The following is a 22,395-nucleotide window of genomic DNA, read 5'->3' on the forward strand; positions in this document are numbered from 1 at the left end:
ATCTTCCCAGAATACAAGGGCATTCTCGCTTTACGACGCGCTCACGCCCCCAATCGGATCGGTGGATTGAGGCTTACGCCGACTCTTCCGTCAGGTATTGAGTGGCGGAACAAGTTCGGCGTCGAGTGTCTCGTCGACCTTCTGCAGGATGTCGATGTGATGAGCGAGCCAGATCATGAATTGGGTGTCCGCCGATCGGATATCCATGTTCAGTGCCCTGCTGACCCGGTTGAGCTTGTAGAGCGTCGTATTGCGGTGTAACTGGAGCCGCCGTGCAGCGGCGTTGAGGTTGCCGGATTCGGCGATATAGGCAAGGACGACGTTTTCCAGTGTGCAGGTATTTCCATCCGTATGCCGCAGCGGCGTCAGCAGCTCCGCGGCGAACCGGTGGCCGTTTTCGGAGCGTGCCAGCTCGCCGATGGCGACGAAGACACGTAAATCATCGTACCCGGCGACGGGTGGCGCATCGATACGACGGCCGAGCGCGAGGGCGGTTCGTGCCTGGCGATAACTGGCGGCGATCCCGGCCGCACCAATGCCGTTCCTGCCGAAGGCCACTCTGGCATCGGAACCCAGGCGTTCGCTGAGCAACTCGCGGACGGCGTTGGCCGTTTCCCGCCCTGTCTTGTTGTCTGCGCGTTGCGGGAGGGGGCATACCGCGACGAGGTTCCCGCCGATCTGTGTGGTCAATACGGGCAGCCCGGTCTCGGACAAGTGACGTTCGACGGCGCGTGCGGCAGTGTTGAGCTGGCGGACTGCCTTTGCCTGGTCGGCGATCGGCGGGTCCGGCTCTGCCACGGCGACGATGTAGCTGGCATCGACGTCGAACCCATGATATCGGGCCCTGGCCTGGAGTTGCTGGCTGTCGGCGAACCGGCCATGCACGAGGTCGACGATGAAATCGCCTCGGGTGCGTTCCTCGGCTTCGGTGATCGAACGGATCCGGAGCAGCTCCGATCCGATGAGCACGGCGCCTTCATGGGTGATGATCCGCCGCTGCGCACGGTCGTGTGGGTCGGCGTCGACGGTGTCCAGCGCGGCCGCGACGCCGGTGATCTCGCCGCCGAAGGTCACCGGCGAGGCGATCAGCACCGTGCTGGCGGCTGTTCCGATCGGCGCGAGCATGGATGGCTCGATCGATGGTGTCGCCGATGGTGCCTGTGCGGTCAGCCGGCCGAGATAGTCCGCGAGTGTCTCGATGAGCGGTTCTGGCTGTGGTTTCTGCGTGCCCGCGGCACTTTCGTATGCCAACAGACGAACGTCGAGATCGAGGACCAATACGGGAGTTTTCGCCATGCGTGCCATACCGGAGGCCAGTGCCCGCACACCGGCGCCTCTTGCGAGTATTTCACCGAGTGCGCGGTGTACGTGGTCACGATATTCGAGTACGTGCGTCGATTGGGCGAGTACTTTGGTCGCGACGAGTTGACTGACCGTACGGTAATCGGTGCTGGGGGCCATGATCGCCAAGGGCAGTTCAGCCTCATCGGCTGCTTCGCGGGCTTCCGCGATCACGGTGCCGAGCTCGCCGCCCGGTGCCGAGTCGAGGGACTCGAGCTGTACCAGGATCGCCACTGCGCCCTGACGTTTGACGGTGTGGACCTTCGCTGCGCCGGTGTCGCCGTGCAGGTCCGTCATCGGCGCATGCACCACGGTGCCCTCGCGGTCGGTGGTGCCGGACAGCTCCGAGAGCGGTAGGCACCAGCGGACCGGCTGATGCACCCCGGCCGAGCCCGCGACCAATGTGTTACGGAGCAAGGGCTCGGCGAGCAGTGCGGCTACGGTCAGGGGCTCACTTTCGGGACGTTCATCCTGTGCGCTGCCGGGTTCATCGGTGGTCGTCGGAGTTCGGGCCGTCGTTTCCTGTGCCATATGCCCACTTCCGGTTCACGAGTCGGTGCAGTTCGTCCAGTGTCGGCCATCAGGGTTGACCCAGACAATGCTGAAGAGCCGTCACTGTCCACAATTCGTCGGAGGTTCTTCGTGCATTCCGCACCATCAGCCGAGGGGACCGGATCCCCGGGATCGGGCCCGCCCGCGATGGAAGTGTCCGTCGATCCGGCCTCACCGGATCGGATCGTCCATACCTTTCACCCCGCCGGCCCCGGCGAGGTACGTGCTGCGATCGATGCCGCTGAGGCGGCGGCCCCGGAGTGGGCGGCGGCACCGCCACTGCGCCGGGCGAGTGTCCTCGACGGGATCGCTGACCGACTGGAACAGCGTGGTGAGCAGATTGCCTCGTTGATCACCGCCGAGGAGGGAAAGCCGATCGGGGCGGCGCGCGGCGAGGTCGCGAAGTCGGTCGAGCAGTTCCGGCTCGCAGCTCAACTGGCCTACCTCGTTGAGGGAACCACGTACCCAGCCGAGACCCAGGACACCTTCGCCTACACCCTGCGCACCCCGCTCGGTGTGGTCGCCGCGATCACGCCGTGGAACTTCCCGGTCTCGCTCGCGGCACGTAAGATAGCCCCGGCGTTGGCCGTCGGCAACGCCGTGGTGTTCAAGCCGTCCCCGATCACCGCCGCGACAGGGGCATTACTCGCCGAGCTCGCCAGGGACGCCGGGACCCCCGAAGGGGTGCTACCGGTTGTGCAAGGCCAGGACAACGCCGCCATGGACGCTCTGTTGCAGGACGAACGTGTTCGCGCGGTCAGTTTCACGGGCTCGGACGCTACGGGTGCGGTGATCCGTACGCGCAGTAGCGACAGGGTCCGTCTCCAGCTCGAGCTCGGCGGCCGCAACGCTGCCGTGGTCGGAGCCGACGCCGACCTGGCCGCGGCCGCCAAGGCTGTCGCGGCCGGAGCATTCGGGCTGACCGGGCAGGCGTGTACTTCGACGGACCGCGTCCTGGTCGCGGAACCGGTGGTCACCGAGTTCACCGACCTGTTGGCCGCCGAGGTACGCCGGCTTCGGGTCGGCCAAGGTACTCAGGACGGGGTCACCAGTGGGCCGGTGGCTACCGCCGCTCAGTTCGCGCGGTTGAGCAGGTTGCGGGAGTCGGCTGTCGCGGCTGGTGCGAGGCCCGCCGCGCAAGCGCAGTCGGCCGATGGCAACGACCCCGATGGGTACTGGATCACGCCAACCTTGTTCACCGACGTTCCTGAGGGGCATCCGTTGGTCACCGATGAGGTTTTCGGTCCGTTCTGTTCGGTGCTGCCTGTGCGCGACGTCGAGGAGGCCTTGGCGGTCATCAATGCCTCCACGCATGGACTGGTCGCGGGAGTGCACACCGTCGATCTTTCGGTGGCACACCGTTTCGCTGCCGCAGCCCGGTGCGGACTGGTGAAAGTGAACTCCCCGACCACCGGTAATGGTGTCGCCCCGCCGTTCGGCGGGTGGAACGCGTCCGCTGGCGGTGCATTCCCGGAAGGCGGACGCCAGGCCATCGATTTCGTCACTGAAACCAAGACCGTCTATCTCAACCATGGAGGCAACTGATGCAGACCATTCACCGGCTGGACCTCGAAGACGCCACGATCATCCTGGCGGCCGGCGAGGCGGAGGCGAAGCGGATCGGTGTCAAACAGACGATCTGTGTGGCCGACGATGGTGCCCATCCGATCGCGCTGCACCGGATGACGGGTGCGCGGCTGACCGGTGTGGACATCGCCATCGCGAAGGCGTTCACTGCTGCCGGGCATCAACGCCCGACCCATTTGTTCAACGAGCCGCCGAACGGGCCGGCATTGCCGGGCAATGAGGCTTTCGGGATACAGCACATGCATCCGGGAAAGTTCACGGTGTTCGTGGGTGGTTTCCCGATTGTGTACGGCGACCAGATCATTGGTGCGGTTGGCGTGAGCGGTGGCAACGGGGAGCAGGACAAGGCGGTCGGTGCCGCTGCGCTCACCGCGTTCGAACAGCACGTCGCCGGTACCATGACGACCTGAGCCCTGCGGCCGGGTTGTTTCAGCGCGGGACGACCCGGCCGACGAAGGTCGACAGCACGGCCAGCAGCGCCGTTGCGGCACAGACACCGGCCATGGCAGAGAATTCCCAAGCCCGGCTTGGATGATCGCCGAGTATGAGCGCGACGACGGTCCCGCCGAGTGCCGCGCCGACGAAGCGCAGCATATTGAATACCCCGAGGCCGGTGCCGGAGTCGAATTCCTGCGTTGACCGAGTCGCCCCTGCCGCGGCCGGGGTCTGGGTCAGTGCCATCCCAGCGCCGACGCAAGCAGCGACGGTGACCAGTACCGGGCCCACAGCATCGGTAAGGAGTACGCCGGCCAGGGCGAGTTCGGCGAGCCCGAGCGCGACCAGTCCGGTGCGCAGCGCACGGCGTGGGCTCCACCGTTCGGTGAGCAGCCCGGCCACCGGAGCGAATACGGTCATGGCCAGCGGGAGCGGGACGATCAGTAGCCCGGCCGCACGGGCGTCCCAGCTGTCGGCGGTCAGGTAGAGCGGAACGGTCAGCAGTGTCGCGGTCAGACAGAACATCTGGCACATCGCCGCAGAGGCAGAACGGAGGAACCGCGGATCGGCGAGAAGTCGAGGCGATACGAAAGGCTGCGTGGACCGCCGCTCGAGTGCGAGGAAAACCACCAGGAGCGCGACTGCCAGCCCGAGTGCACCGATCCCGAACACGCGGGTGAGCCCGGTAGCGGACACAGCGGAAGCACCGGCCAGAACCAACGCCACCCCGGCCGCAAGGGTCGTGGCACCGGCTGCCTCGAGACGGACGACCCGCGACGGCGTCCGCGGAATCCAGCGCAGCCCGCCGAGCAGGGCCGTCAGCGCGAAAGGCATGATCACGAGGAACACCGAACGCCACCCGAGTTCATCGGCCAGCAGCCCGCCGATTGTCGGACCGGCTGCCTGACCCGCCCCGTTGGCAGCTGCCCACCAGGAAACCGCCTGTCCGCGCCTGCCCGGCCCCGCGGCCGAGGTGAGCAGCGCGAGCACGGTCGGCAGCACCAACGCTCCGGAACAGCCCTGCACCAAGCGGAACGTGATCAAGAGCGCCAGGTTCGGGGCCACGGCGGCGCCGAGTGCACCGACGCTCACACCCGCCATGGCGATCAGGAAGACCCGCCGTCTGCCCAGCCGGTCGCCGAGCCATCCGGCGAACGGCAGGCCGACCGCACAGCTGAGATTGAAGGCGACCACCACCAGCGTGCCGCTGGTCAGCGGTTCGCTCAGGGACTCGGTGATCGCTGCCAGCGGCACGTTGACCAGCGTGTTCGCGATGGTGCTCGCGAAAGTTCCCAGCATGAGCGCCGCGATGAGCGGGCGACCAGCACCCGCACCGAGATGGCCCCCGAACGCCGCCGCGTACTGATCGTTCTCCGGATCCACGGCCATCTCAGCGCACGACCGCGGTGAGTTCGACTTCGACCGGAGAACCACCGGGCAGCGCGCACACGCCGACGGCCGCGCGGGCAGGCAGCGCCGATTCGCCGAGCCGCGCGGCCAGGACTGCCGAGGCACCGTCAGCGACCGCCGACAGTTCGGTGAACCCTGGCGCGCAACGGATGTACACCACCATCCGGGCGCACCGTTGGATCCGGTCCAGCCCACCCGCCGTCTCGCTGACCGCGAGTAACGCATTTCCGGCCGCCAGACCGGCTGCCCAGGCCGCCATATCGAGGGTGACCTCCTCGCCGACGACGCCACGCACGACCAGCCGTCCCGCGCGGCGCGGTGTCATCCCGGCACTGTGCACCAGGCCGGCAGCCGATACTGCGCCGAGATACCGGCCCTGTGGCTGTGGAAATTGGTCCGGCTTAACCGGCGCGAGGGGGTCAGACACCGAGTGCCACCCCCTCCTGTCGGGAATCGGATCCGCCGAGGAAGCAACCGAGCGCGTGGTCGATGGTGATGACTTGGGCGCTGCCACCGGCGCCCCAGTCCCCGACGGGCACGATCGTGTGCCCGTCAGCGTGCAGGCTGGTGAACACTGCGGCGCCCAGCCGGTCCTCGGCGCGCAGCTGTGGCGGCGCGCCGAGGTCTTCGGCATCGCTGCCGGGGAACACCGAGAACCGAGGGGCGTCCACGGCGGTTTGTGGGCCGGCTTCGTGGTCGATCAGGTGGGAAAGCAGCTGCGCGTTCCACTGGACCTGGCCGTCGCCGCCCGGGGTGTTGCCCACGTGGCGCAGCCGTCCGTGTTCGTCGGTGACCAACCAGGTGTTGAGCGTGTGCAAGGGTTTGCGCCGTGGCCGCACTTGGTTGGGATGGCCGGGGATCAAGTAGGCACCGCGCGCGAGCCGGTTGTTCAACACGATTCCGGTACCGGGGATAGCGATCCCGGCACCGAAGGTGAACGCGAGCGATTGGATCAGGCTCACCGCACGGCCCTCGCGGTCCACGGCGACCATCGACGTGGTGTCCCCGTCCGGTCGTGCACCGGCTGGTCCGGGCAGGGCGCGGTCGCGGATGCGCGTGCGGGCAGCCTTGATCGCGCTGGGTTGCCCACCGTGTAACCAACCGCGGTTTTCGCTTCCAGCCCGCGCGTACCGGTCGGCGAAGGCGATCCGGGCCGCCCCGGCCAGCCAGTGCACCTCGTGGGCGGAAAGCGCGGCCGCGCCGAGTTCTCCCTCACAGACGGAGAGTTGATCGAGGACCATCCATCCAGGTGTCGGGATCGGGGTCTGGTAGACGAAGTGGCCCCGGTACTCGCGGGTCAGCGGTTGTTCGGGCAGTACGGTGCCGGTCGCGGACCATTCCGCGCCGGAGAACGGGGCACCGAGTCCGGCGAGGTACTCGACCGCCCGTTCGGCGAGCACGCCGGTGTAGAGCGAAGCAGGGGCGGCGGCGAGCTGCCTGATCGATTCGGCAAGTGCCGGCTGGGTCAGTCTTGTGCCGAGCACTGGGCTGGTCCCGCCCGGTAACAGGCCGGTGACTAACTGTGGATCCGCCGCCAATCTCGTTGCGTGGCAGTGGATATCGTCCGCGGTTCGTTGCGTGCACGGCAGTCCGCGCGCGGCAAGCGCGGCCGCCGGTTCCCAGAGATCGGTCAGCGCACGCGTTGCTCCGGCCTCGTGCAGTGCGGTCAGTGCGGCGATGGCACCCGGAACGGTGACCGAAAGCGCGCCGTAGCGCGGAAGGTGGCGCAGCCGCGCGTACCGTTCCGGCGTACCACCATCCGGACCGTAGCCACTGCCGCTGAACGCGGTGACCGTGCCGTCCGGCTCGTGCAGCAGCGCGAACGCGTCACCACCGATGCCGCATTGGCCAGGAAGCGCGAGCCAGGCGACGGCCGCCATGGCGAGCGCGGCGTCCACGGCGGTGCCACCGCTTTCCAGGGCGCTGATGCCCGCGAGGCTGACAGCTGGATGGCTGGCCGCTACCATGCCTTCGGTGCCGAGCCCTGGGGCTCGGTGAGGTTCCGGAAACCCGGATGTCGTTGCCGTGCTGGTCATTCGCGAACCGTGCCATGGAACGCGCTTGTCGTTGTAGGTGCGAAATGCACATGCGTTCCGGGCGTGGTCTGTGCATTCGGCTTGATTCACCACTGTGCACAATCCCGTACCTGGCCGGTGTGCACAGTTGTCGTAGCGATCAGGCGACCGTGGCAAGCACCGTGCCCGAACACCACCACAATCATCGCCGAGACAGGCGAGAAGGAGCCAGCAATGGGGCTGACTGCCGCGCACTGGATCTATCTGGCCGGGGTTGTTCTGATCATCGGCGTCACCATCGCACGGATGAATGTCGTCGTCCCCGCACTGATCGCAACGCTGGCGACCGCATGGGCGATGACCAGCGACCCGATCAAGGGCATCGAGTCGATCTTCGGGGCAAGCCTGACCGCAGCGTCCGAACTGTTCAACATTTTCCTGATCATCGCCATGGTCACCGCGCTACTCGGAGCATTGCGCGCGATGAAAGCCGATCAGCGCATGGTGACGCCGTTCCAGAAGATCATGCGCGGCGGCTGGTCGGCTTTTCTCGTGCTGGCCGTCGCCGGATACGGCATCAGCCTATTCTTCTGGCCGACGCCCGCGGTGCCGTTGATCGGAGCGATCCTGGTTCCCGCCGCGATCCGGGCTGGCTTGCCAGCACTGGGCGCGGGGATGGTCATCGCCATAGCAGGACAGGGCATGGCGCTTTCCAGCGACTACATCATGCAGGTGGCTCCGGGTTTCTCGGCGACTGCCGCCGGGGTCTCCGGATCCGCTGTCGCCGATGTGGCGCTGGTGCTCTCGCTGGTCACCGGAGTGACCGCTTTGGTCATCACCGCGCTGCTGCTGCGCGGCCGGATGGCCGAACCGTCCGATGAGCACCTGAAACGGTGGGAAAACGGGGCGTCCACACAGTACGGAACGCGGTGGCGGCTGATGCGGCGCCCGCTGTTCGCCTTGCGCAGACGGCACGCCGAGGAGCCAGTGCCGACCGAGCCCAACGCCGCTCAGCCGATTGCCGTTGGTGCCGGCGCTGTGCGGGCTGGTGCGCGTGCCAGCGGGCAAACCGGCGGCACGCTACGGCAGGATACAGCGATCGCGCTCGAGGACGTGCCGATGGAGAAGCCGAGAGTGCTGCGATTGTCCCGAATCTTCGCGGTCGGTGTTCCGCTGGTATTCCTGCTGATGATCATCTACATGGCCCTCGGAAAATTCACCACTCTCGTCCCGCCGGTCGGCGATGGATCGGCGGCGAAACTCGTCGGCGGGATCGCGGCGGTGCTGACCATTGTCGCCGTGCTCGCCCTCGACGGGCCGAAGAACGCACTGGGTTCCGTGGCCGGGCACATCACCGATGGCCTGGTCTTCGCCTTCCGTGCGATGGGCGCCGTGCTGCCGATCGCCGGCTTCTTCTTCCTCGGCAACGCCGATTTCGCCGGTAAGATCCTCGGTTACCCGAGCGGCCAGCGCGCGCCCGGGCTGCTCGTCGATCTGGTCACCGCGGCCGAACGGTTCATACCGCACAATCCGGTGGTCGTCTGCTTCGGCGTGCTCATCGTCGGGATGGCGTGTGGACTCGAAGGATCCGGCTTCTCCGGGCTGCCGCTGACCGGCTCGCTCGCCGGAGCGCTCGGGCCCGGTGTCGGCATCAGGCCGGAGACGCTCGCCGCGGTCGGACAGATGGGTTCGGTGTGGACTGGCGGCGGCCTGCTGATCGCCTGGTCTTCCCTGCTGGTCGTCGCCGGTGTCACCCGTGTGCCGGTCACCGAACTGGTCCGCAAGTGTTTCCTGCCGGTGATCGCCGGGCTGGTGCTGTCCACGCTCGTGGCTGCTCTGTTGTTGTAGTGCGGTGCGGTCCCGCACACTGGTGTGCCGGGTGTTGCAAGAACTCCCGCTCCGCTGTGCTGATTGACCAGAGCCCTCCGACGGCGTACGGACTAGCGTTTTGTGTATCGGGTTCCGGCCGCGAGCCGGTCGGTATCCCGGTTTCGTCCATGAATCATTCGATGCTTCAGGAGGGTTCGCCATGACCCTGACGATTGACAACTCGACGGCGGCAAACGGTTTGCTGTCCCACGATGATTTTCGCGCCGCGTTGCAGGATGCGATCAAAGGACGCGAAGCGAAGAACGCCTCGTTCAGCACGGCCTGGGCCGAGGGCAAACTGGAGCGGCAGCACTTCGCGCGCTGGGCCGAGAACCATTACCACTACGTCGGTCCGTTCGCCGATTATCTCGGCTACATCTACGGCAACACCCCCGACCACTACACCGACGCCAAAGACTTCCTGCTGCAGAACATGTACGAGGAAGAACTCGCCGACATCCGGCACACCGATTTGCTGATCCGGTTCGGCGAAGCATGCGGAACCTCACGGGAGCGGATCGAGGATCCGGAGAACATGAACGCGGTGACTCGCGGTTTGCAGGCGTGGTGCTATGCGATCTCCATGCGCGAGCATTTCGTCGTGGCCACCGCCGCTCTCGTCGTCGGACTCGAATCACAGGTGCCGAGCATCTACAAAAAGCAAATCGTGCCGCTGCGGGAGACCTATCGGTTCAGCGAAGACGAGATCGAGTTCTTCGATCTACACATAACCTCCGATGAAGTGCACGGGGAGCGTGGCTACCAAATCGTGCTCAACCACGCCGACACACCCGAACTGCAACAGCGGTGCTTGCAGATGGTCAGGTGGGGCGCTGAAATGCGATTCGCCTACACGAAGGAACTCTACGAGACCTACGTGGCGCCCACGTTGTGAAGCCAGTTTCCGTCGCCGCGGGGGTTCGTTCGGGCCCCCGCGGCCCGACCGGAGGTCCGAAGGTGAGCGGTACACGGACTGATGCATGGATCGCCACGATCACACTCGCCGAACTCAGTCGCCGGAAGAAGATCCGGATCGATGTCGGAGACCGGGCGGTGGCGATTTTCCTGATCGGTGAACGAGTTTTCGCTTTCGATGATGTATGTGTGCACAAGGGCCGTTCCCTGTCCGCGGGGGCGGTTTGGCAGGGCCATGTCATCTGCCCGGGCCATCAGTGGAAATTCGATCCGGAGACCGGTCAAGCAGAAGATCGTGACGAATGTCAGCCAGTCCACGAGGTTCGCGTGATCGATGGGGTCATACACGTGGGGGTTCGACCGCGTGGCGAAAGGAGAACCGATGTCCGAGCTGCCCCGTAGTTTCGTCGCGGTCGGCGGAGGTCAAGCGACGGCGAGCGCTGTGCGCACCCTGCGCCGCCGCGGTTTCGAAGGCAGGGTGACCGTGCTCGCGGACGAGCCGCACGCGCCGTACCAACGGCCACCGCTGTCCAAAGAATTCCTGCGAGGTGAGAGCACCACAGCGGAGCTCACCTGTCTCGATGAACCCTGGTGCCTGGCTCATGATGTCGAGCTGCTGCGTGGAACCCGGGCCGTGTCGGTCGAACCTGGAAGGGTACGGCTCGAAGACGGGGCGTCCGTTCCCGGCGATGCCGTGCTGCTGGCCACCGGAGCCCGTCCTCGCCGTCTGGCCGGTTTTGACGAGGAACGAGTGGTCTACCTGCGTACGCTCGATGATGCCGAGCGGCTCCGCGAGTTGTTCGCCTCCGCGGAACGCCTCGTGATCATCGGGGGCGGCCTCATCGGCTCCGAGGTGGCATCCTCGGCCAGGGCGGAAGGCCTCGCGGTAACGGTCTTGGAAGCCTTGCGGCTGCCGATGCTCGGCCAACTCGGCCCGTCGCTGGCCCGATGGTATGCCGATTTGCACCGCGAGTTCGGTGTCGACCTGCGTTGCGCCCAGCGGATCAGCACGGTCGAGTCCACCACGGGTGGCGTAGTGGTACGGACCGAGGACGATGTATTCGAAGCGGATCTCATCGTGGTGGCGGTCGGGGCCGAGCCGAACGACTCGGTCGCGCTCGAATCAGGACTCGCTCTCGCTCCGGCCGGCGGCATCGTCATCGACGAGAATTGCCGAACCGCGATGCCCGGCATCTTTGCCGGAGGAGATGTCGCGGCGTATCCGTCCGGTGATCGGCACATGCGGTTCGAACACTTCGACAACGCCGTCCAGCAGGGCACTGCCGTGGCTCGGGCGCTCATCGGCAAACCTGGCCGTGCCGTCGACCGGGCTCCATGGTTCTGGTCCGATCAATACGGATTCGGCCTGCAATTCGTGGCGTGCCCGCATCCGGACGCGCAGCTGGTTGTCCGGGGCAGCATCGCCGAACGGAATTTTCTTGCCTGCTATTTGCGTGACGGGACACTCGAAGCCGCGTTCGCGGTGGGGCGTGGCGACGAGATCCCCGCGGTCAAGGAACTCATCACAGCCGGTTCGCCGGTATCGAGCCAGACAATCCTCGACGAGGAAACCGATCTCTTCGAGCTGCTGGACAGCGCTACCGTATAGGAGCATCCGTGGAATTTCATCAGATCGCCAGGTCTGGCCAGATACCGGAAGGGGTCGTCCGTCGCTTCTTCGCCGGTGAAGTCGAGATCGCACTTTCGCGTTCCGAAGGGGAAGTCTACGCGATGTCGAACTACTGCACGCATTTGGACTGCCTGCTTTCCAGCGGTCGTGTGACCGATGAAGGCCTGTTGTGTTCCTGCCATGGCAGCGTGTTCGACTATGAGACCGGTGAACCACTGCACCCGCCCGCGACACGACCGATCGCCGTATTCCCGGTGCGAGAAACGGACGGCTACGTGTTCGTGGGCATCGATGAAGAACTGGCCGAGGCAGCCAAACACCGCAGAGCGTCCGGCTCGCGACGGCTGAGTCCACCGACCGGAGGAGCCTGACCGCCAGCACCGTCTCGACCGGATCAGGAGGACTTTGTGTCCGTACCCATTTGGCTCTGGATCGTCACGATCGCGGGACTGGTGCTGGTGGTGCTCACCGACTTGCTGTTCGGTTCGCGTCACCGTGCACCGTCCACCGCACGGAACGCGCTCTGCTGGCTTGCCATCTACATCGGGCTCGGAACACTGTTCGGCGCCGTGGTCTGGTTGTCGGCCGGTGCCCTGTACGGCGGCGAATTCTTCGGTGGCTACCTCACCGAATACTCGCTCTCGGTGGACAATCTCTTCGTCTTCATGATCATCATGTCGACCTTCAAGGTTCCTGCCGCCCAGCAGCACCGGGCGCTTCTGTTGGGGATCGTCATCGCGCTCGTGTTGCGAGCCTTGTTCATCGTCATCGGCGTCGTCGCGATCAACGCATTGAGCTGGTTGTCCTATCTGTTCGCCGCTCTGCTGTTCATCACCTCCGTCAACACCTTCCGTCAAAGGACCGAGGAACCGCAAGGCGCATGGACGGAACCGAGACCGGTCCGACTGTTGCGTTCCCTGTATCCGACGACGGCGGAATTCCACGGCGCAAGGTTGACCGTGCGATTGTCCGGCAGACGGTGGCTGACACCGATGTTCATCGTGATCGTGGCCATCGGAATCACCGACCTGCTGTTCGCGTTCGACTCCATTCCGGCGATCTTCGGTATCACCAGGGAGCCATTTCTGATATGCACAGCTAACGCCTTTGCACTGATGGCGTTGAGACACCTTTACATTCTGTTGCATCGTATACTCGAAAAGCTCCGATATCTCTCCTACGGACTCGCCGCGATACTGGCATTCATCGGCGTCAAGATGGTTTTGCACGCACTGAATGAGAATGAGCTACCATTCCTCAACGGCGGCAAAAGAATCCATGTTCCCGAACCCGACACCCCGGTGACGTTGTCCGTGATCACGGGCGTGCTTGCTATCACCGCACTTGTCAGCTTCCTGGCAAATCGACGCGACCCGGTATGGAGATCGGCATCGACGGGCACAGGAAATTCCTCCGGAGAAACCCCTACCGTCGATGCGTCCAAATACCTATAGTTACCAATTGTTTGACAACAAGAGAGCCGGGCATGAAACATATATCAAAATTGATCAGACTGGAGTTCCCCTGAAATCGTGGAGGGTTTCTAGGCCGCTGCTGGTTGGTCAGGGGTGGTCTTCTCGTACTCGGTCGGTGCCAGCAATCCTGCGCTGCTGTGGCGGCGCTTGTTGTTGTAGAACTGGTGGCACCAGGTGGTGATCACGGTCTTGGCCTCGTTCCTGATCGTGAACCGGTACCGGGAAAGGAGTTCGTGTTCGAGGGTGGCGAAGAACGATTCGGCCGCAGCGTTATCGAAGCAGGAACCGACCCTGCCCATCGACTGCCGGATATCGAGCTTTTCCTTACACAGCAACGCGAATCGAGTTGAAGTGTAGACCGATCCGCGGTCAGTGTGGAAGATCACGCCCGCTATGTGTTCACGGCCACCGCGGACCGTGGCGGCGATTTTGATCGCATCAGCGGCCAAGGCCGCGTCTGGATGTTCGGAAACCGAGCAGGCGAGCAGTCGTCGTGAGTACAGGTCGATGACAGTGGCCAGGTACAGCGGGCATTCACCGGTAGGGATCTGGGTCATGTCACCGCACCATTTCTGGTTCGGAGCCGATGCGGTGAAGTCCCGGCGCACCAAATCCGAAACCTTCGGCGCAGACCGATCTTGACGGGTCAAACCCTTGTACCGCTTGACCTTCCGAGCCACCAGCTCCTGCCGACGCATCGAAACGGCCACGGTATTCACGCTGACCCGCCAGTCAGCTTCACGCAAATCCGCGTGCACGCATGGAGACCCGTAGGTGCCGCCGGACGCCTCGAACCGCTCGCGAACCGCGGCATCCAGCGCTTCTCGGCGTTGTTGCCGGGCCGTGGGCGCACGGCTGATCCATTTGTAGTACCAGGACAGGCTGACCCCGAGCAGGGCGCAGGTGATCGTGTGTGGCACCGGTGATTGGTCCTCTGGTCGGCGATGAATCCGGCCACGCTCATTTCGTCGCCTCCTCTACCCACCCGAGCACTGATCGCTTGAGCAAGTCGCGCTCCGCCCGCACCGACGCCAGCTCAGCCCGCAACCGCTTGACCTCAGCAGCCGGATCAGCCGAGGCACCATCGGTGCTGCCGTGCTCGCGTTGCTTCGCGACCCAGTTGCCCAGCGTGCCAGGGTTGATACCCAGCTCACGGGCCACCTCGGCCACCGGCCTGCCAGTGTCCAGGACCAGGCGCACCACGCCGTCACGGAACTCCGGATCGAACTTTCGTCGTGTTTCCGACATGACTACTCCCTATAGCGCATGCCTCCACGATCCAAGGGGAAGCTCACCTGGGACTGTCCATGATCTTGTGGGTGGTGGGTGGTCTTGACCGTGCTGGAGCGGTTGCTCCGGTTGGAAGAGATCCAGGTTGACAGCGAAGATACGACGATGGCTGGTTCGGCTTGGCCTGGGCCCGTTTTCGATACCGGACCACTGCCAGCGGATTGATCGCATACACCCGCCGCGCGCAACGCCGCCACCAACAGTCCTCATGGGATCTCGATCGCCACCGGAATCGGCGCCTCGAAGCCGTGACGGCGCCGATTGACGCTTCTCGGCGTTGCTGGATCACCTTCCTCGAGTCTGTCAGAACCCTTCTGTAAAGCAAACCCTGGTGGATGCGGTTCGGGTCGTCGTATAGTGCCACCGCTGCGCGAAGGGCACGACGGCACAGTATCGGTGCTACCGCCGGAATGGGTGCGCTGGGTTGCGCCCGGTGATCGATATATTATGGAGTTGACGGCTTGTGGCGGAAGAATCGGCGAGGCGATCGATCGACCGCGTGCTGCGGGTGCTGTTGTTTCTTGCTGGACGCGCGAGGCCACAACCTGCGGCGGCGATCGCGCAGGCGTGTGAGATTCCGCGGTCCAGTCTGTATCCGATGTTGGCCACGATGCGCGAGCGCGACTTCGTCGTGTATTTTCCCGAGCAGAAGACATGGGGCCTTGGTGTTGGCGCCTTCGAGGTCGGTTCGGCGTATCTGAGCTCGAAACCGCTTCAGCAACTGGGTAGGCCGGTGCTTTCGAACTTGACAGTGGAGGCTGGCGAGACCTCGCACCTTGCGGTGCTGCACGGCAATGAGGTGCTGTATCTGTGCAAGCACGCCGCGCCTGGTCTGTCCACGTCGTTGATCACCGACGTCGGTGTGCGGCTGCCGGCGCAGCTGACCGCGGTGGGCAGGGCGATTCTGACCTTCCTGCCACGTTCCCAGGTTCGGGCGCTGTTCCCGAGTAGTGACTCCTTTGTCGAGCGGACCGGGTTCGGCAGTACGCGGCTGTTCGATTTGCGACAGACGCTCGCGGAGGACAAGCAACGTGGCTACAGCGTGGAAAGCGACTGCACCACGGTCGGAGTCAGCTGCATCGCTGCCGCGGTCTTCGACCACCGGCGTTTGCCGATCGCTTCGGTGGGAGTCAGTTTCGCCACCGAATCACGGGCCGAGCAAGACTTGCCGGACATCGCGCTCGCGGTGTGCAATGCGGCGAATACCCTGACCGGTCGGTTGCGTGGGACACCGCCTGGTTATGACGCGGGCTCTCCAACGACGGAACAGTCACCGCGGTAGCTCATCGTGCCCGGTCTCCCGGGAAAGGCGGACGCACACGATCGTCAGCGTGGTCAGCACGATGACATAGAGAGCGACCGCCCACGGGCGGTTGCCGGCGGCGGCGAACAGGGCGGTAGCGATCAGTGGTGCCGTGCCACCGCCGATGGTCGCCGAGGCCTGGTAACCGAGCGAAGCGCCGCTGTACCTGGTTCGGGCGCCGAACTGCTCGGAGAAATACGCCGCAGCGGGACCGTACTGGGCACTGATACCGATCAGCGCCACCGCGAGCGCGAGGTACACCAGCACCGAGGTGCCACTGTCTACGAGCCAGAACATGGGGAATACGAACAGAATGGTGAATATCGCGCCGCCGAGCATCACGGTTCGCCTGCCGTATTTGTCGGAAAGGCCACCGAAGAAGGGGTCGCCGACCAGTTCGACGATCGAAGCGACCGTGACCGCGCCCAGCATGACGGATTCCCCGACGCCGTTGAGCGATCCGTAGGTGAGCATGAAGGTGTATACGATCCAGATCGAGGTGTGCACGCCGATGTAGGTACCGATGGAAAGCAACAGCTGTCTCGGGTTGTTCCGCAACACTTCGAGCAGCGGGATGCGGGCCTGTTGTCCGCTCTGCTTGACCTGTTCGAAGGCGGGCGACTCGCTGACCCGCATCCGGATCACCAGTCCGAAGGCGACAAGTACCGCGCTGACCAGGAACGGGATCCGCCAGCCCCAAGCGGTGAACTCGGCTTCGCCGAAGCCACCGGACACGGCGCTGAACACCGCGCTGGAGAGCAGGATGCCCACCGCGATCCCGGCCCCGATCAGCCCGCCGTACCGGCCGCGCTTGCCCGGTGGCGCGTGCTCCACGTTGAGCAGCGCGGCTCCACCCCATTCGCCACCTGCGGCGAACCCCTGGAGGCAACGCAGCACGATGAGCAGAATCGGTGCGGTGACACCGATACTTGAATAGGTCGGCAGTACGCCGACGAGCACGGTCGAAACGCCCATGAGCACGAGGGTGAACACGAGCATCGCTTTGCGGCCGATGCGGTCGCCGAAATGCCCGCACACCACGGCCCCTACCGGACGGAAGAAGAAGCCGACGGCGTAGGTGGCGAACGCCGCGAGCGTCCCGGCGACCGCGCTTCCTCCCGGAAAGAATGCCGGGCCGAGCACCAGCGCGGACGCCGTGGCATAGAGCATGAAGTCGTACCACTCGATGACCGTCCCGGTCACGCTGGCCAGTACGACGGCCCGCCGGGACACGGGGCTCCCGTGTTCGCTGACAGAGGTTCTTTTCGGATCCGCGGGTGAATCCACGTTCATCGCTGCATCTCCACCGAGCCATGCCACAACCCTGTGCCGTGGTCGCTACCAGTAGGCACGCCGCGGTGGCCCTACCGGTAGGTCCTGGCGCCGACTGTTGTCTCACATATGGGACAGCAGTCGCCGGTGAGAACTGGCGCCCAGCTACCCTGCTCGGCGACGGTTGAGGCATGAACGTCGCCCCCCGCCGCTGGTTGAGCAGAATCGAGCCGTACCGCCCTGGTGCACCCGCCCCGGATGGAGCGGGTTCGATGGCCGCCAATGAATCCGCGCTCGGAGCCAGCCCTGCGGTCCTGGATGCTCTGGCGGTAGCGGCGGGGGCGGTGCACCGGTATCCGGACCCGCTCGCCGACGAACTGCGCGATGAACTGGCGTGGCATCACGGCGTGCCCCCGGAAGCCATCCTCGTCGGTAACGGCTCGGACGAGCTGATCTATCTGCTCAGCTGGGCGTACGCGGCGCACGGGGGAACCGTTGTCTGTGCCGACCCCCCGTACCGGATGGACGAGATCTGCGGGCTTGCCGCCGGTGCGGAGGTCACCAGGGTCCCGTTGCGGGATTGGGCACACGATCTCGACGCGATGGCCGGAGTGCCAGCGGAGCTCGCGCACGTGTGCAATCCACACAACCCGACCGGCACGACGCACAGCCGTGCGGATATCGAACGGTTCGCCGCGACCGCGAAGGCGGGTCTGGTCGTCGTCGACGAGGCCTACATCGATTTCGCCGACGATCCCGTCGCCATGACCGCGATCCCCCTCGTGGCCGAGGGATCAGTCGTGGTGTTGCGGACCTTCTCGAAAGCCTACGGGCTCGCGGGCATGCGGGTCGGCTATCTGGTCGGCCCGCCGGATCTGGTCGCCACGCTGCGCCGGATCCGTGCCCCGTTCTCGGTCGGCGCGCTCGCCCAGGCGGCCGGATTGGCCGGTCTCCGCGACCAGGAGCATCTGCGGCATGCTCGCGAGTTCACCAGAAGCAACCGTGCCAGGCTCACCGCGCTGTTGACCGATGCCGGTTACACCGTGGTGCCGTCGCAGGCCAACTTCGCCCTGGCGGTGACACCCGATGAGGACGCGCTGGTCGCACGGTTGCGCGCGCACGGTATCGCCGTGCGTCCTGGAACCGGGCTCGGGCTGCCCGGGACCGTGCGGATCAGCGTCCCCTCTCGAGCGGGACTGGAGATGCTCGAACGGGCACTGACCACGGACACGCCGGTGCGCTCGTCCGCGTGGAACTCGGAGACAAAGGAGTAACGGCATGTACATCCGCAACGCCTGGTATGTCATCGCGTGGTCCGGGGAGCTGACTCGTGAGCCGATGCACCGCACGGTGCTCGACACACCGATCGTGCTCTACCGCAAACAGGACGGTACGGCGGTCGCACTGCTCGACCGGTGCGCGCACCGTGCCTACCCGCTCTCGGCCGGTCAGGTCATCGGCGACAACATCCAGTGCGGCTATCACGGGTTCGAGTACGACTGCGCGGGTGTCTGCGTGAAAGTGCCCGCACAGGACCGAATCCCGCCGCGGGCCGTCGTGCACAGCTACCCGGTTGCCGAGTCGCACCAGTGGGTGTGGGTCTGGATGGGCGAGCCTGAGAAGGCGACGACTAGCCCTGTTCCGGACACGCACTGGATGACCGATCCGGGGTGGGACAGAGTGACGCACACGCGGCTGTTCCAATCCAGCGCCGAGTTGGTGCACGACAACCTCCTCGACCTGACCCATGAGGGTTTCCTGCACACCTCTTCGATCGGGGATGAAGCCGTCTACGTCAACGGGGTCACTGTCGAGGTCGACGGCACGGTGATCAGCGTCGACCGGTGGATGCCGGACTGTCACCCGTCTCCGTTATTCGAGAAGGCGACCGGGTTGACGCGTGTGGACCGTTGGCACACTACCGAGTTCCAGATACCGAGCCTGCACGTCATCCATGCCGGTGTGGTCGAGCCTGGCGGCAGGCGAGAGGACGGGCACCTGCTCGAGGTCCTCAACGCAATCACCCCGCAAACCGAGACCACCAGCTGGTACTTCTACGCGTTCTGCCGGAACTTCGACGTCGGCGACGAGGATGTCAACCAATTGTTGCGCACCAACCTCGGTGAGGTGCTCGACGAGGACGCCGACGCCCTCGAACTGCAGCAGCAACGAATGGGCCAGCGCCCTTCATCGGTACCGGATGTGCTCATCGGCCAGGACGCGGGCGTGGCCAAGGCACGCAGACTGATGGCCAAACTTCTCGCCGCGGAAGGCGCCGAGGCGGAAACGCCCGCGCCGCCCCGGCGCTCCGCGGGGAGAGCCTCGTGAGGCTGCTGCTGCGCAGCGACGCGCACCGCTACCGCGAGGACGGCTGGGAGATCGCCGCCTCGCCGGACACGCCCGGCCGGGAGCAGTGGCAGTGGGACCTGTGCTTGATCCCAGCGCACGCGGCACGAACCGAACCGAAACCGGCCATCGAACGCCATACCGTCAGCTTCGGCGAGCACGGCGGCACCGTATGCGAACTGCGACTCGATAGTGATCCGAACCGGGTCACCGCGAAGACTGAGATGCTGATCGCCGGGGAACCCAGCCAGATCAACCGGGATCCGCACGAACTCACCGTACTGGTCGTCGGCCAAGGCAGTGCCCGCCTCGAAGGCCGACATGTCCTCGACACCTTCGATGCCATCGTGCTCGAAGGAGACGACCCGCTCGTGCTCGCTATCGAACGTGCCGAACAGCGACCGACCTCACTGTGTCTGGTCCGCATCCGATCCGCCGCCACGCAACCCATCAGCTGGGTTCCCTGACCAGTCCGGAGCCGACCCGCCATGCCGACCACACACGACGAACAACCACTTCGCCTGCGCATCATCCGGATGACCTGGGAGTCCGAGAGCGTCCTCTCCCTGCACCTGTGCCGCCCAGAAAGAGGCGAGCTACCCGAATGGCAGCCGGGCGCGCATATCGACCTCACCGTCCCCGGTACCGGCGCGAGCACGCACATCCGCCAGTACTCGCTCAACAACAGTCCCGCTGACCGCAGCACCTGGCGCATCTCAGTACTGCGCGAACCGGCCAGCTCCGGCGGTTCGGCCGCGATCCACAACACCATGCGTCCTGGCGATCTCGTCGAAGTTCGCGGTCCGCGCAACAACTTCGCGCTCGCGGCGGCGCCGCGCTACCTGTTCATCGCGGGCGGAATCGGCATCACCCCACTGCTGTCCATGATCGAGCAAGCCCGGATGCGCGGGGCTTCCTGGTCCCTGCTGTACGGCGGCCGGTCCCGGTCCACCATGGCCTTCCTCGACGAGCTGACACGCTACGGCGACGCGGTCCGGGTCCGCCCCGAAGACGAGTACGGCCTGCTGGATCTCGACGCGGAATTAGCGCAGCCTCGCAAAGACACCCTCGTGTACGGATGCGGCCCGGCACCACTGCTCGCCGCCATCGAACAGCGGTGCACGGCATGGCCGGACGGTGCGCTGCACATCGAGCGGTTCACCGCCGAAACCCGCAAACCCATCGACCCGGCCGCGGAACGAGCATTCGAGGTCGAGCTACGGGCCAGCGGCACCACCATCACGGTACCCGCGAGCATGAGCGTGCTCGAAGCCATGGAGGCCAACGGCATCGAGCACATCAGCTCCTGCCGGGAAGGCATCTGCGGCACCTGCGAGACCAAGGTGATCGAGGGCATACCGGAACACCGCGACAGCCTGCTGACCGAGCAGGAGCGGGCGGCCAACGACACGATGATGATCTGCGTTGGACGCGCACGGTGCTCCCGGCTGGTGCTGGAGCTGTGACGGGTATGCGAGACGACAAAGCGACCGGACGACTCGAAGATCTTGCCGCGCGCCTGACCACCAGTCGATTGCTCACCGATCACGACGTGACCGATGCCTACCGCCGCGATCACGCACACCTCGTCGCACCGGGCCGCCCATGCGGGGTGCTGCTCGCCGAACGTACCGAGGATGTGGCCACCGCCCTGGCCTGGGCGGGCGAACACGGCGTCCCCGTGGTGCCGCGTGGCGCCGGGACCGGTCTGGCAGGCGGAGCCACAGCCACCGACGGGTGCCTGATCGTCTCCACCGCACAGATGACCGCCATCCGCGAACTCGAACCCGATGACATGTACGCCGTCGTCGAGGCAGGCGTCATCAACGCCGATCTCAAACGCGCCGCCGCCGCACACGGACTGATGTACTCACCCGACCCGTCCAGCTTCGAGATCTCCACCATCGGCGGCAACCTCGCCACCAACGCCGGAGGACTGGGCTGCGTAAAGTACGGCGTCACCCGTGACTCGGTACTCGGACTCGAAGCCGTGCTTGCCGACGGGCGGACGATCCACACCGGGCGCCGTACCGTCAAGGGCGTCGCCGGTCTGGACCTGACCGGCCTGTTCGTCGGCTCAGAGGGCAGCCTGGGAATCATCACCAGCGCCACGGTCACACTGCGACCGCGACCACGCGCCGACCCGGTGACGATCGTCGGCAGCTTCCCCTCGCTGCGCGCCGCCGCCGAGGCCGTGGCGGCCATCGTCCGGCAGGGAATCGAACCCAGCCTGCTCGAACTGATCGACCGCAACACGTTGCAGGCCATCGACGACTGGAAGCACATCGGGCTGGAGCCACAGACCGAAGCCATGCTCATCGCCCAACTCGATTCTCCGGACGCCGCGCGAGTGGCGCGCGATGTAGAGTCCGCCTATACCGCAGCCGACGCCGATTTCGCCGCGACCTCCAGCGACGCAAGCGAAGCGGCACAACTGCTCGAGATGCGCAGGCTGGCCTATCCGGCAGCCGAACGGCTCGGACACTGCCTTGTCGAGGACATCGGCGTCCCCAGATCACGCTTGCCGGAGATGATCGAAGCCATCGAACGGATCGGCACCGAACATAGCGTCACCATCCTCACGGTCGCCCATGCTGGAGACGGCAACCTGCACCCCACCTTCGTCTTCGAGGCCGAACCGGACGGCAACGCACCCGCGGCGGTCTGGTGCGCCGCGGACGAAACCTTCCAGACAGCACTGGACTTTGGCGGCACGCTCACCGGTGAACACGGCGTCGGCGCGCTCAAACGCCCCTGGCTCGAACACGAACTGGGCTGCGACATCCTCCAGCTACAGCAGGCGATCAAGACCGCACTGGATCCCAGAGGGATCATGAACCCCGGCAAGGCATATTGAATCCCGCAGTACACGAGAAACGCCGTCCAAGATCGCCGATGCGGTCCTCGACGCAGGTACGCGTGCCATCACGGCCCGCGACGAGCGCCTCTGGTCGA

General features: G+C 65.4%; 21 protein-coding genes. 14 read left to right on the forward strand and 7 right to left on the reverse strand.

The window, feature by feature from the left end; all coding sequences use genetic code 11:
• Window positions 1-90: 90 nt before the first annotated feature.
• On the reverse strand, window positions 91-1,872 hold the full coding sequence (locus tag A37U_RS42355) for a PucR family transcriptional regulator (RefSeq protein ID WP_020495626.1): 1,782 nt from the start codon (window positions 1,870-1,872) through the stop codon (window positions 91-93).
• A gap of 111 nt (window positions 1,873-1,983) precedes the next feature.
• On the opposite strand from A37U_RS42355, the gene A37U_RS0105555 reads away from it, so the two are divergent.
• Window positions 1,984-3,438 (forward strand): aldehyde dehydrogenase family protein, encoded by a 1,455-nt coding sequence (locus tag A37U_RS0105555; RefSeq protein ID WP_205622853.1) that lies wholly within the window; start codon window positions 1,984-1,986, stop codon window positions 3,436-3,438.
• Window positions 3,438-3,890 (forward strand): GlcG/HbpS family heme-binding protein, encoded by a 453-nt coding sequence (locus A37U_RS0105560; protein ID WP_020495628.1) that lies wholly within the window; start codon window positions 3,438-3,440, stop codon window positions 3,888-3,890. Before A37U_RS0105555 ends, A37U_RS0105560 begins: the two co-directional genes overlap by 1 nt.
• A 19-nt stretch (window positions 3,891-3,909) precedes the next feature.
• Here the strand turns inward: A37U_RS0105560 and A37U_RS42360 are convergent, their stop codons facing one another.
• From A37U_RS42360 to A37U_RS50870, 3 genes are read right to left on the reverse strand one after another with little or no spacing between them, the layout of a single operon-like run.
• Window positions 3,910-5,304, reverse strand: a complete 1,395-nt coding sequence (locus tag A37U_RS42360) for an MFS transporter (RefSeq protein ID WP_020495629.1) — start codon at window positions 5,302-5,304, stop codon at window positions 3,910-3,912.
• Between the two features lies 1 nt (window position 5,305).
• Window positions 5,306-5,839 carry a RidA family protein gene (locus A37U_RS0105570; protein WP_240437483.1) on the reverse strand — a complete coding sequence of 178 codons (534 nt, stop codon included), beginning with the start codon at window positions 5,837-5,839 and terminating at the stop codon, window positions 5,306-5,308.
• Window positions 5,745-7,361, reverse strand: a complete 1,617-nt coding sequence (locus A37U_RS50870) for a gamma-glutamyltransferase family protein (RefSeq protein ID WP_040586478.1) — start codon at window positions 7,359-7,361, stop codon at window positions 5,745-5,747. The genes A37U_RS0105570 and A37U_RS50870 overlap by 95 nt, the downstream gene beginning before the upstream one ends.
• Window positions 7,362-7,574: 213 nt before the next feature.
• On the opposite strand from A37U_RS50870, the gene A37U_RS0105580 reads away from it, so the two are divergent.
• The 6 genes from A37U_RS0105580 (at window position 7,575) to A37U_RS0105605 (ending at window position 13,208) form a co-directional block, all read left to right on the forward strand.
• Complete coding sequence (locus tag A37U_RS0105580) at window positions 7,575-9,188, forward strand: hypothetical protein (RefSeq protein ID WP_020495632.1); 1,614 nt, start codon at window positions 7,575-7,577, stop codon at window positions 9,186-9,188.
• Between the two features lie 181 nt (window positions 9,189-9,369).
• The gene (locus A37U_RS0105585; protein ID WP_020495633.1) at window positions 9,370-10,104 is read left to right on the forward strand and encodes an iron-containing redox enzyme family protein; all 735 of its coding nucleotides are present in this window, start codon (window positions 9,370-9,372) and stop codon (window positions 10,102-10,104) included.
• Window positions 10,105-10,166: 62 nt separating this feature from the next.
• Window positions 10,167-10,526, forward strand: coding sequence for a Rieske (2Fe-2S) protein (locus A37U_RS49350; protein WP_240437484.1), 360 nt, complete (start codon window positions 10,167-10,169; stop codon window positions 10,524-10,526).
• Complete coding sequence (locus A37U_RS0105595) at window positions 10,507-11,733, forward strand: NAD(P)/FAD-dependent oxidoreductase (protein ID WP_020495635.1); 1,227 nt, start codon at window positions 10,507-10,509, stop codon at window positions 11,731-11,733. Before A37U_RS49350 ends, A37U_RS0105595 begins: the two co-directional genes overlap by 20 nt.
• An 8-nt stretch (window positions 11,734-11,741) precedes the next feature.
• A complete protein-coding gene (locus tag A37U_RS42365) occupies window positions 11,742-12,125 on the forward strand; it encodes a Rieske (2Fe-2S) protein (RefSeq protein ID WP_020495636.1) in 384 nt (127 codons plus the stop codon).
• Window positions 12,126-12,161: 36 nt separating this feature from the next.
• The gene (locus tag A37U_RS0105605) at window positions 12,162-13,208 is read left to right on the forward strand and encodes a TerC/Alx family metal homeostasis membrane protein (protein WP_020495637.1); all 1,047 of its coding nucleotides are present in this window, start codon (window positions 12,162-12,164) and stop codon (window positions 13,206-13,208) included.
• Window positions 13,209-13,297: 89 nt separating this feature from the next.
• On the opposite strand, the gene A37U_RS42370 is transcribed toward A37U_RS0105605, so the two are convergent.
• Together A37U_RS42370 and A37U_RS0105615 are read right to left on the reverse strand one after the other, a co-directional pair.
• Window positions 13,298-14,149 carry an IS3 family transposase gene (locus A37U_RS42370; RefSeq protein ID WP_020495638.1) on the reverse strand — a complete coding sequence of 284 codons (852 nt, stop codon included), beginning with the start codon at window positions 14,147-14,149 and terminating at the stop codon, window positions 13,298-13,300.
• 40 nt (window positions 14,150-14,189) lie between these two features.
• Window positions 14,190-14,477 (reverse strand): transposase, encoded by a 288-nt coding sequence (locus tag A37U_RS0105615; protein WP_020495639.1) that lies wholly within the window; start codon window positions 14,475-14,477, stop codon window positions 14,190-14,192.
• 505 nt (window positions 14,478-14,982) lie between these two features.
• Here A37U_RS0105615 and A37U_RS42375 point away from each other — a divergent pair.
• Window positions 14,983-15,801 (forward strand): IclR family transcriptional regulator, encoded by an 819-nt coding sequence (locus A37U_RS42375; RefSeq protein ID WP_020495640.1) that lies wholly within the window; start codon window positions 14,983-14,985, stop codon window positions 15,799-15,801.
• On the opposite strand, the gene A37U_RS0105625 is transcribed toward A37U_RS42375, so the two are convergent.
• Window positions 15,790-17,115 (reverse strand): MFS transporter, encoded by a 1,326-nt coding sequence (locus A37U_RS0105625; protein ID WP_020495641.1) that lies wholly within the window; start codon window positions 17,113-17,115, stop codon window positions 15,790-15,792. The genes A37U_RS42375 and A37U_RS0105625 overlap by 12 nt on opposite strands.
• A 251-nt stretch (window positions 17,116-17,366) precedes the next feature.
• Here A37U_RS0105625 and A37U_RS42380 point away from each other — a divergent pair, with 251 nt between their 5' ends.
• The 5 genes from A37U_RS42380 to A37U_RS0105650 are packed head-to-tail and all read left to right on the forward strand — an operon-like array spanning window position 17,367 to window position 22,297.
• Complete coding sequence (locus A37U_RS42380; RefSeq protein ID WP_020495642.1) at window positions 17,367-18,368, forward strand: pyridoxal phosphate-dependent aminotransferase; 1,002 nt, start codon at window positions 17,367-17,369, stop codon at window positions 18,366-18,368.
• Between the two features lie 4 nt (window positions 18,369-18,372).
• A complete protein-coding gene (locus A37U_RS0105635) occupies window positions 18,373-19,422 on the forward strand; it encodes an aromatic ring-hydroxylating oxygenase subunit alpha (protein WP_020495643.1) in 1,050 nt (349 codons plus the stop codon).
• The gene (locus tag A37U_RS0105640) at window positions 19,419-19,907 is read left to right on the forward strand and encodes a hypothetical protein (RefSeq protein WP_020495644.1); all 489 of its coding nucleotides are present in this window, start codon (window positions 19,419-19,421) and stop codon (window positions 19,905-19,907) included. Before A37U_RS0105635 ends, A37U_RS0105640 begins: the two co-directional genes overlap by 4 nt.
• 21 nt (window positions 19,908-19,928) lie before the next feature.
• The gene (locus A37U_RS0105645; protein WP_020495645.1) at window positions 19,929-20,906 is read left to right on the forward strand and encodes a PDR/VanB family oxidoreductase; all 978 of its coding nucleotides are present in this window, start codon (window positions 19,929-19,931) and stop codon (window positions 20,904-20,906) included.
• A 5-nt stretch (window positions 20,907-20,911) separates the two neighbouring features.
• On the forward strand, window positions 20,912-22,297 hold the full coding sequence (locus A37U_RS0105650; RefSeq protein WP_020495646.1) for an FAD-binding oxidoreductase: 1,386 nt from the start codon (window positions 20,912-20,914) through the stop codon (window positions 22,295-22,297).
• Window positions 22,298-22,395 lie beyond the last annotated feature (98 nt).

It is taken from the genome of Sciscionella marina DSM 45152 (genome assembly GCF_000379465.1).
Classification (GTDB): domain Bacteria; phylum Actinomycetota; class Actinomycetes; order Mycobacteriales; family Pseudonocardiaceae; genus Sciscionella; species Sciscionella marina.

Bases quoted from the DNA above. Each gene is read 5' to 3' on its own strand.
- A37U_RS42355 (WP_020495626.1), bottom strand. From the start codon at position 1,872: ATGGCACAGGAAACGACGGCCCGAACTCCGACGACCACCGATGAACCC.
- A37U_RS0105560 (WP_020495628.1), top strand. From the start codon at position 3,438: ATGCAGACCATTCACCGGCTGGACCTCGAAGACGCCACGATCATCCTG.
- A37U_RS42360 (WP_020495629.1), bottom strand. From the start codon at position 5,304: ATGGCCGTGGATCCGGAGAACGATCAGTACGCGGCGGCGTTCGGGGGC.
- A37U_RS50870 (WP_040586478.1), bottom strand. From the start codon at position 7,361: ATGACCAGCACGGCAACGACATCCGGGTTTCCGGAACCTCACCGAGCC.
- A37U_RS0105580 (WP_020495632.1), top strand. From the start codon at position 7,575: ATGGGGCTGACTGCCGCGCACTGGATCTATCTGGCCGGGGTTGTTCTG.
- A37U_RS0105585 (WP_020495633.1), top strand. From the start codon at position 9,370: ATGACCCTGACGATTGACAACTCGACGGCGGCAAACGGTTTGCTGTCC.
- A37U_RS0105595 (WP_020495635.1), top strand. From the start codon at position 10,507: ATGTCCGAGCTGCCCCGTAGTTTCGTCGCGGTCGGCGGAGGTCAAGCG.
- A37U_RS0105615 (WP_020495639.1), bottom strand. From the start codon at position 14,477: ATGTCGGAAACACGACGAAAGTTCGATCCGGAGTTCCGTGACGGCGTG.
- A37U_RS0105625 (WP_020495641.1), bottom strand. From the start codon at position 17,115: ATGAACGTGGATTCACCCGCGGATCCGAAAAGAACCTCTGTCAGCGAA.
- A37U_RS42380 (WP_020495642.1), top strand. From the start codon at position 17,367: ATGGCCGCCAATGAATCCGCGCTCGGAGCCAGCCCTGCGGTCCTGGAT.
- A37U_RS0105635 (WP_020495643.1), top strand. From the start codon at position 18,373: ATGTACATCCGCAACGCCTGGTATGTCATCGCGTGGTCCGGGGAGCTG.
- A37U_RS0105645 (WP_020495645.1), top strand. From the start codon at position 19,929: ATGCCGACCACACACGACGAACAACCACTTCGCCTGCGCATCATCCGG.
- A37U_RS0105650 (WP_020495646.1), top strand. From the start codon at position 20,912: ATGCGAGACGACAAAGCGACCGGACGACTCGAAGATCTTGCCGCGCGC.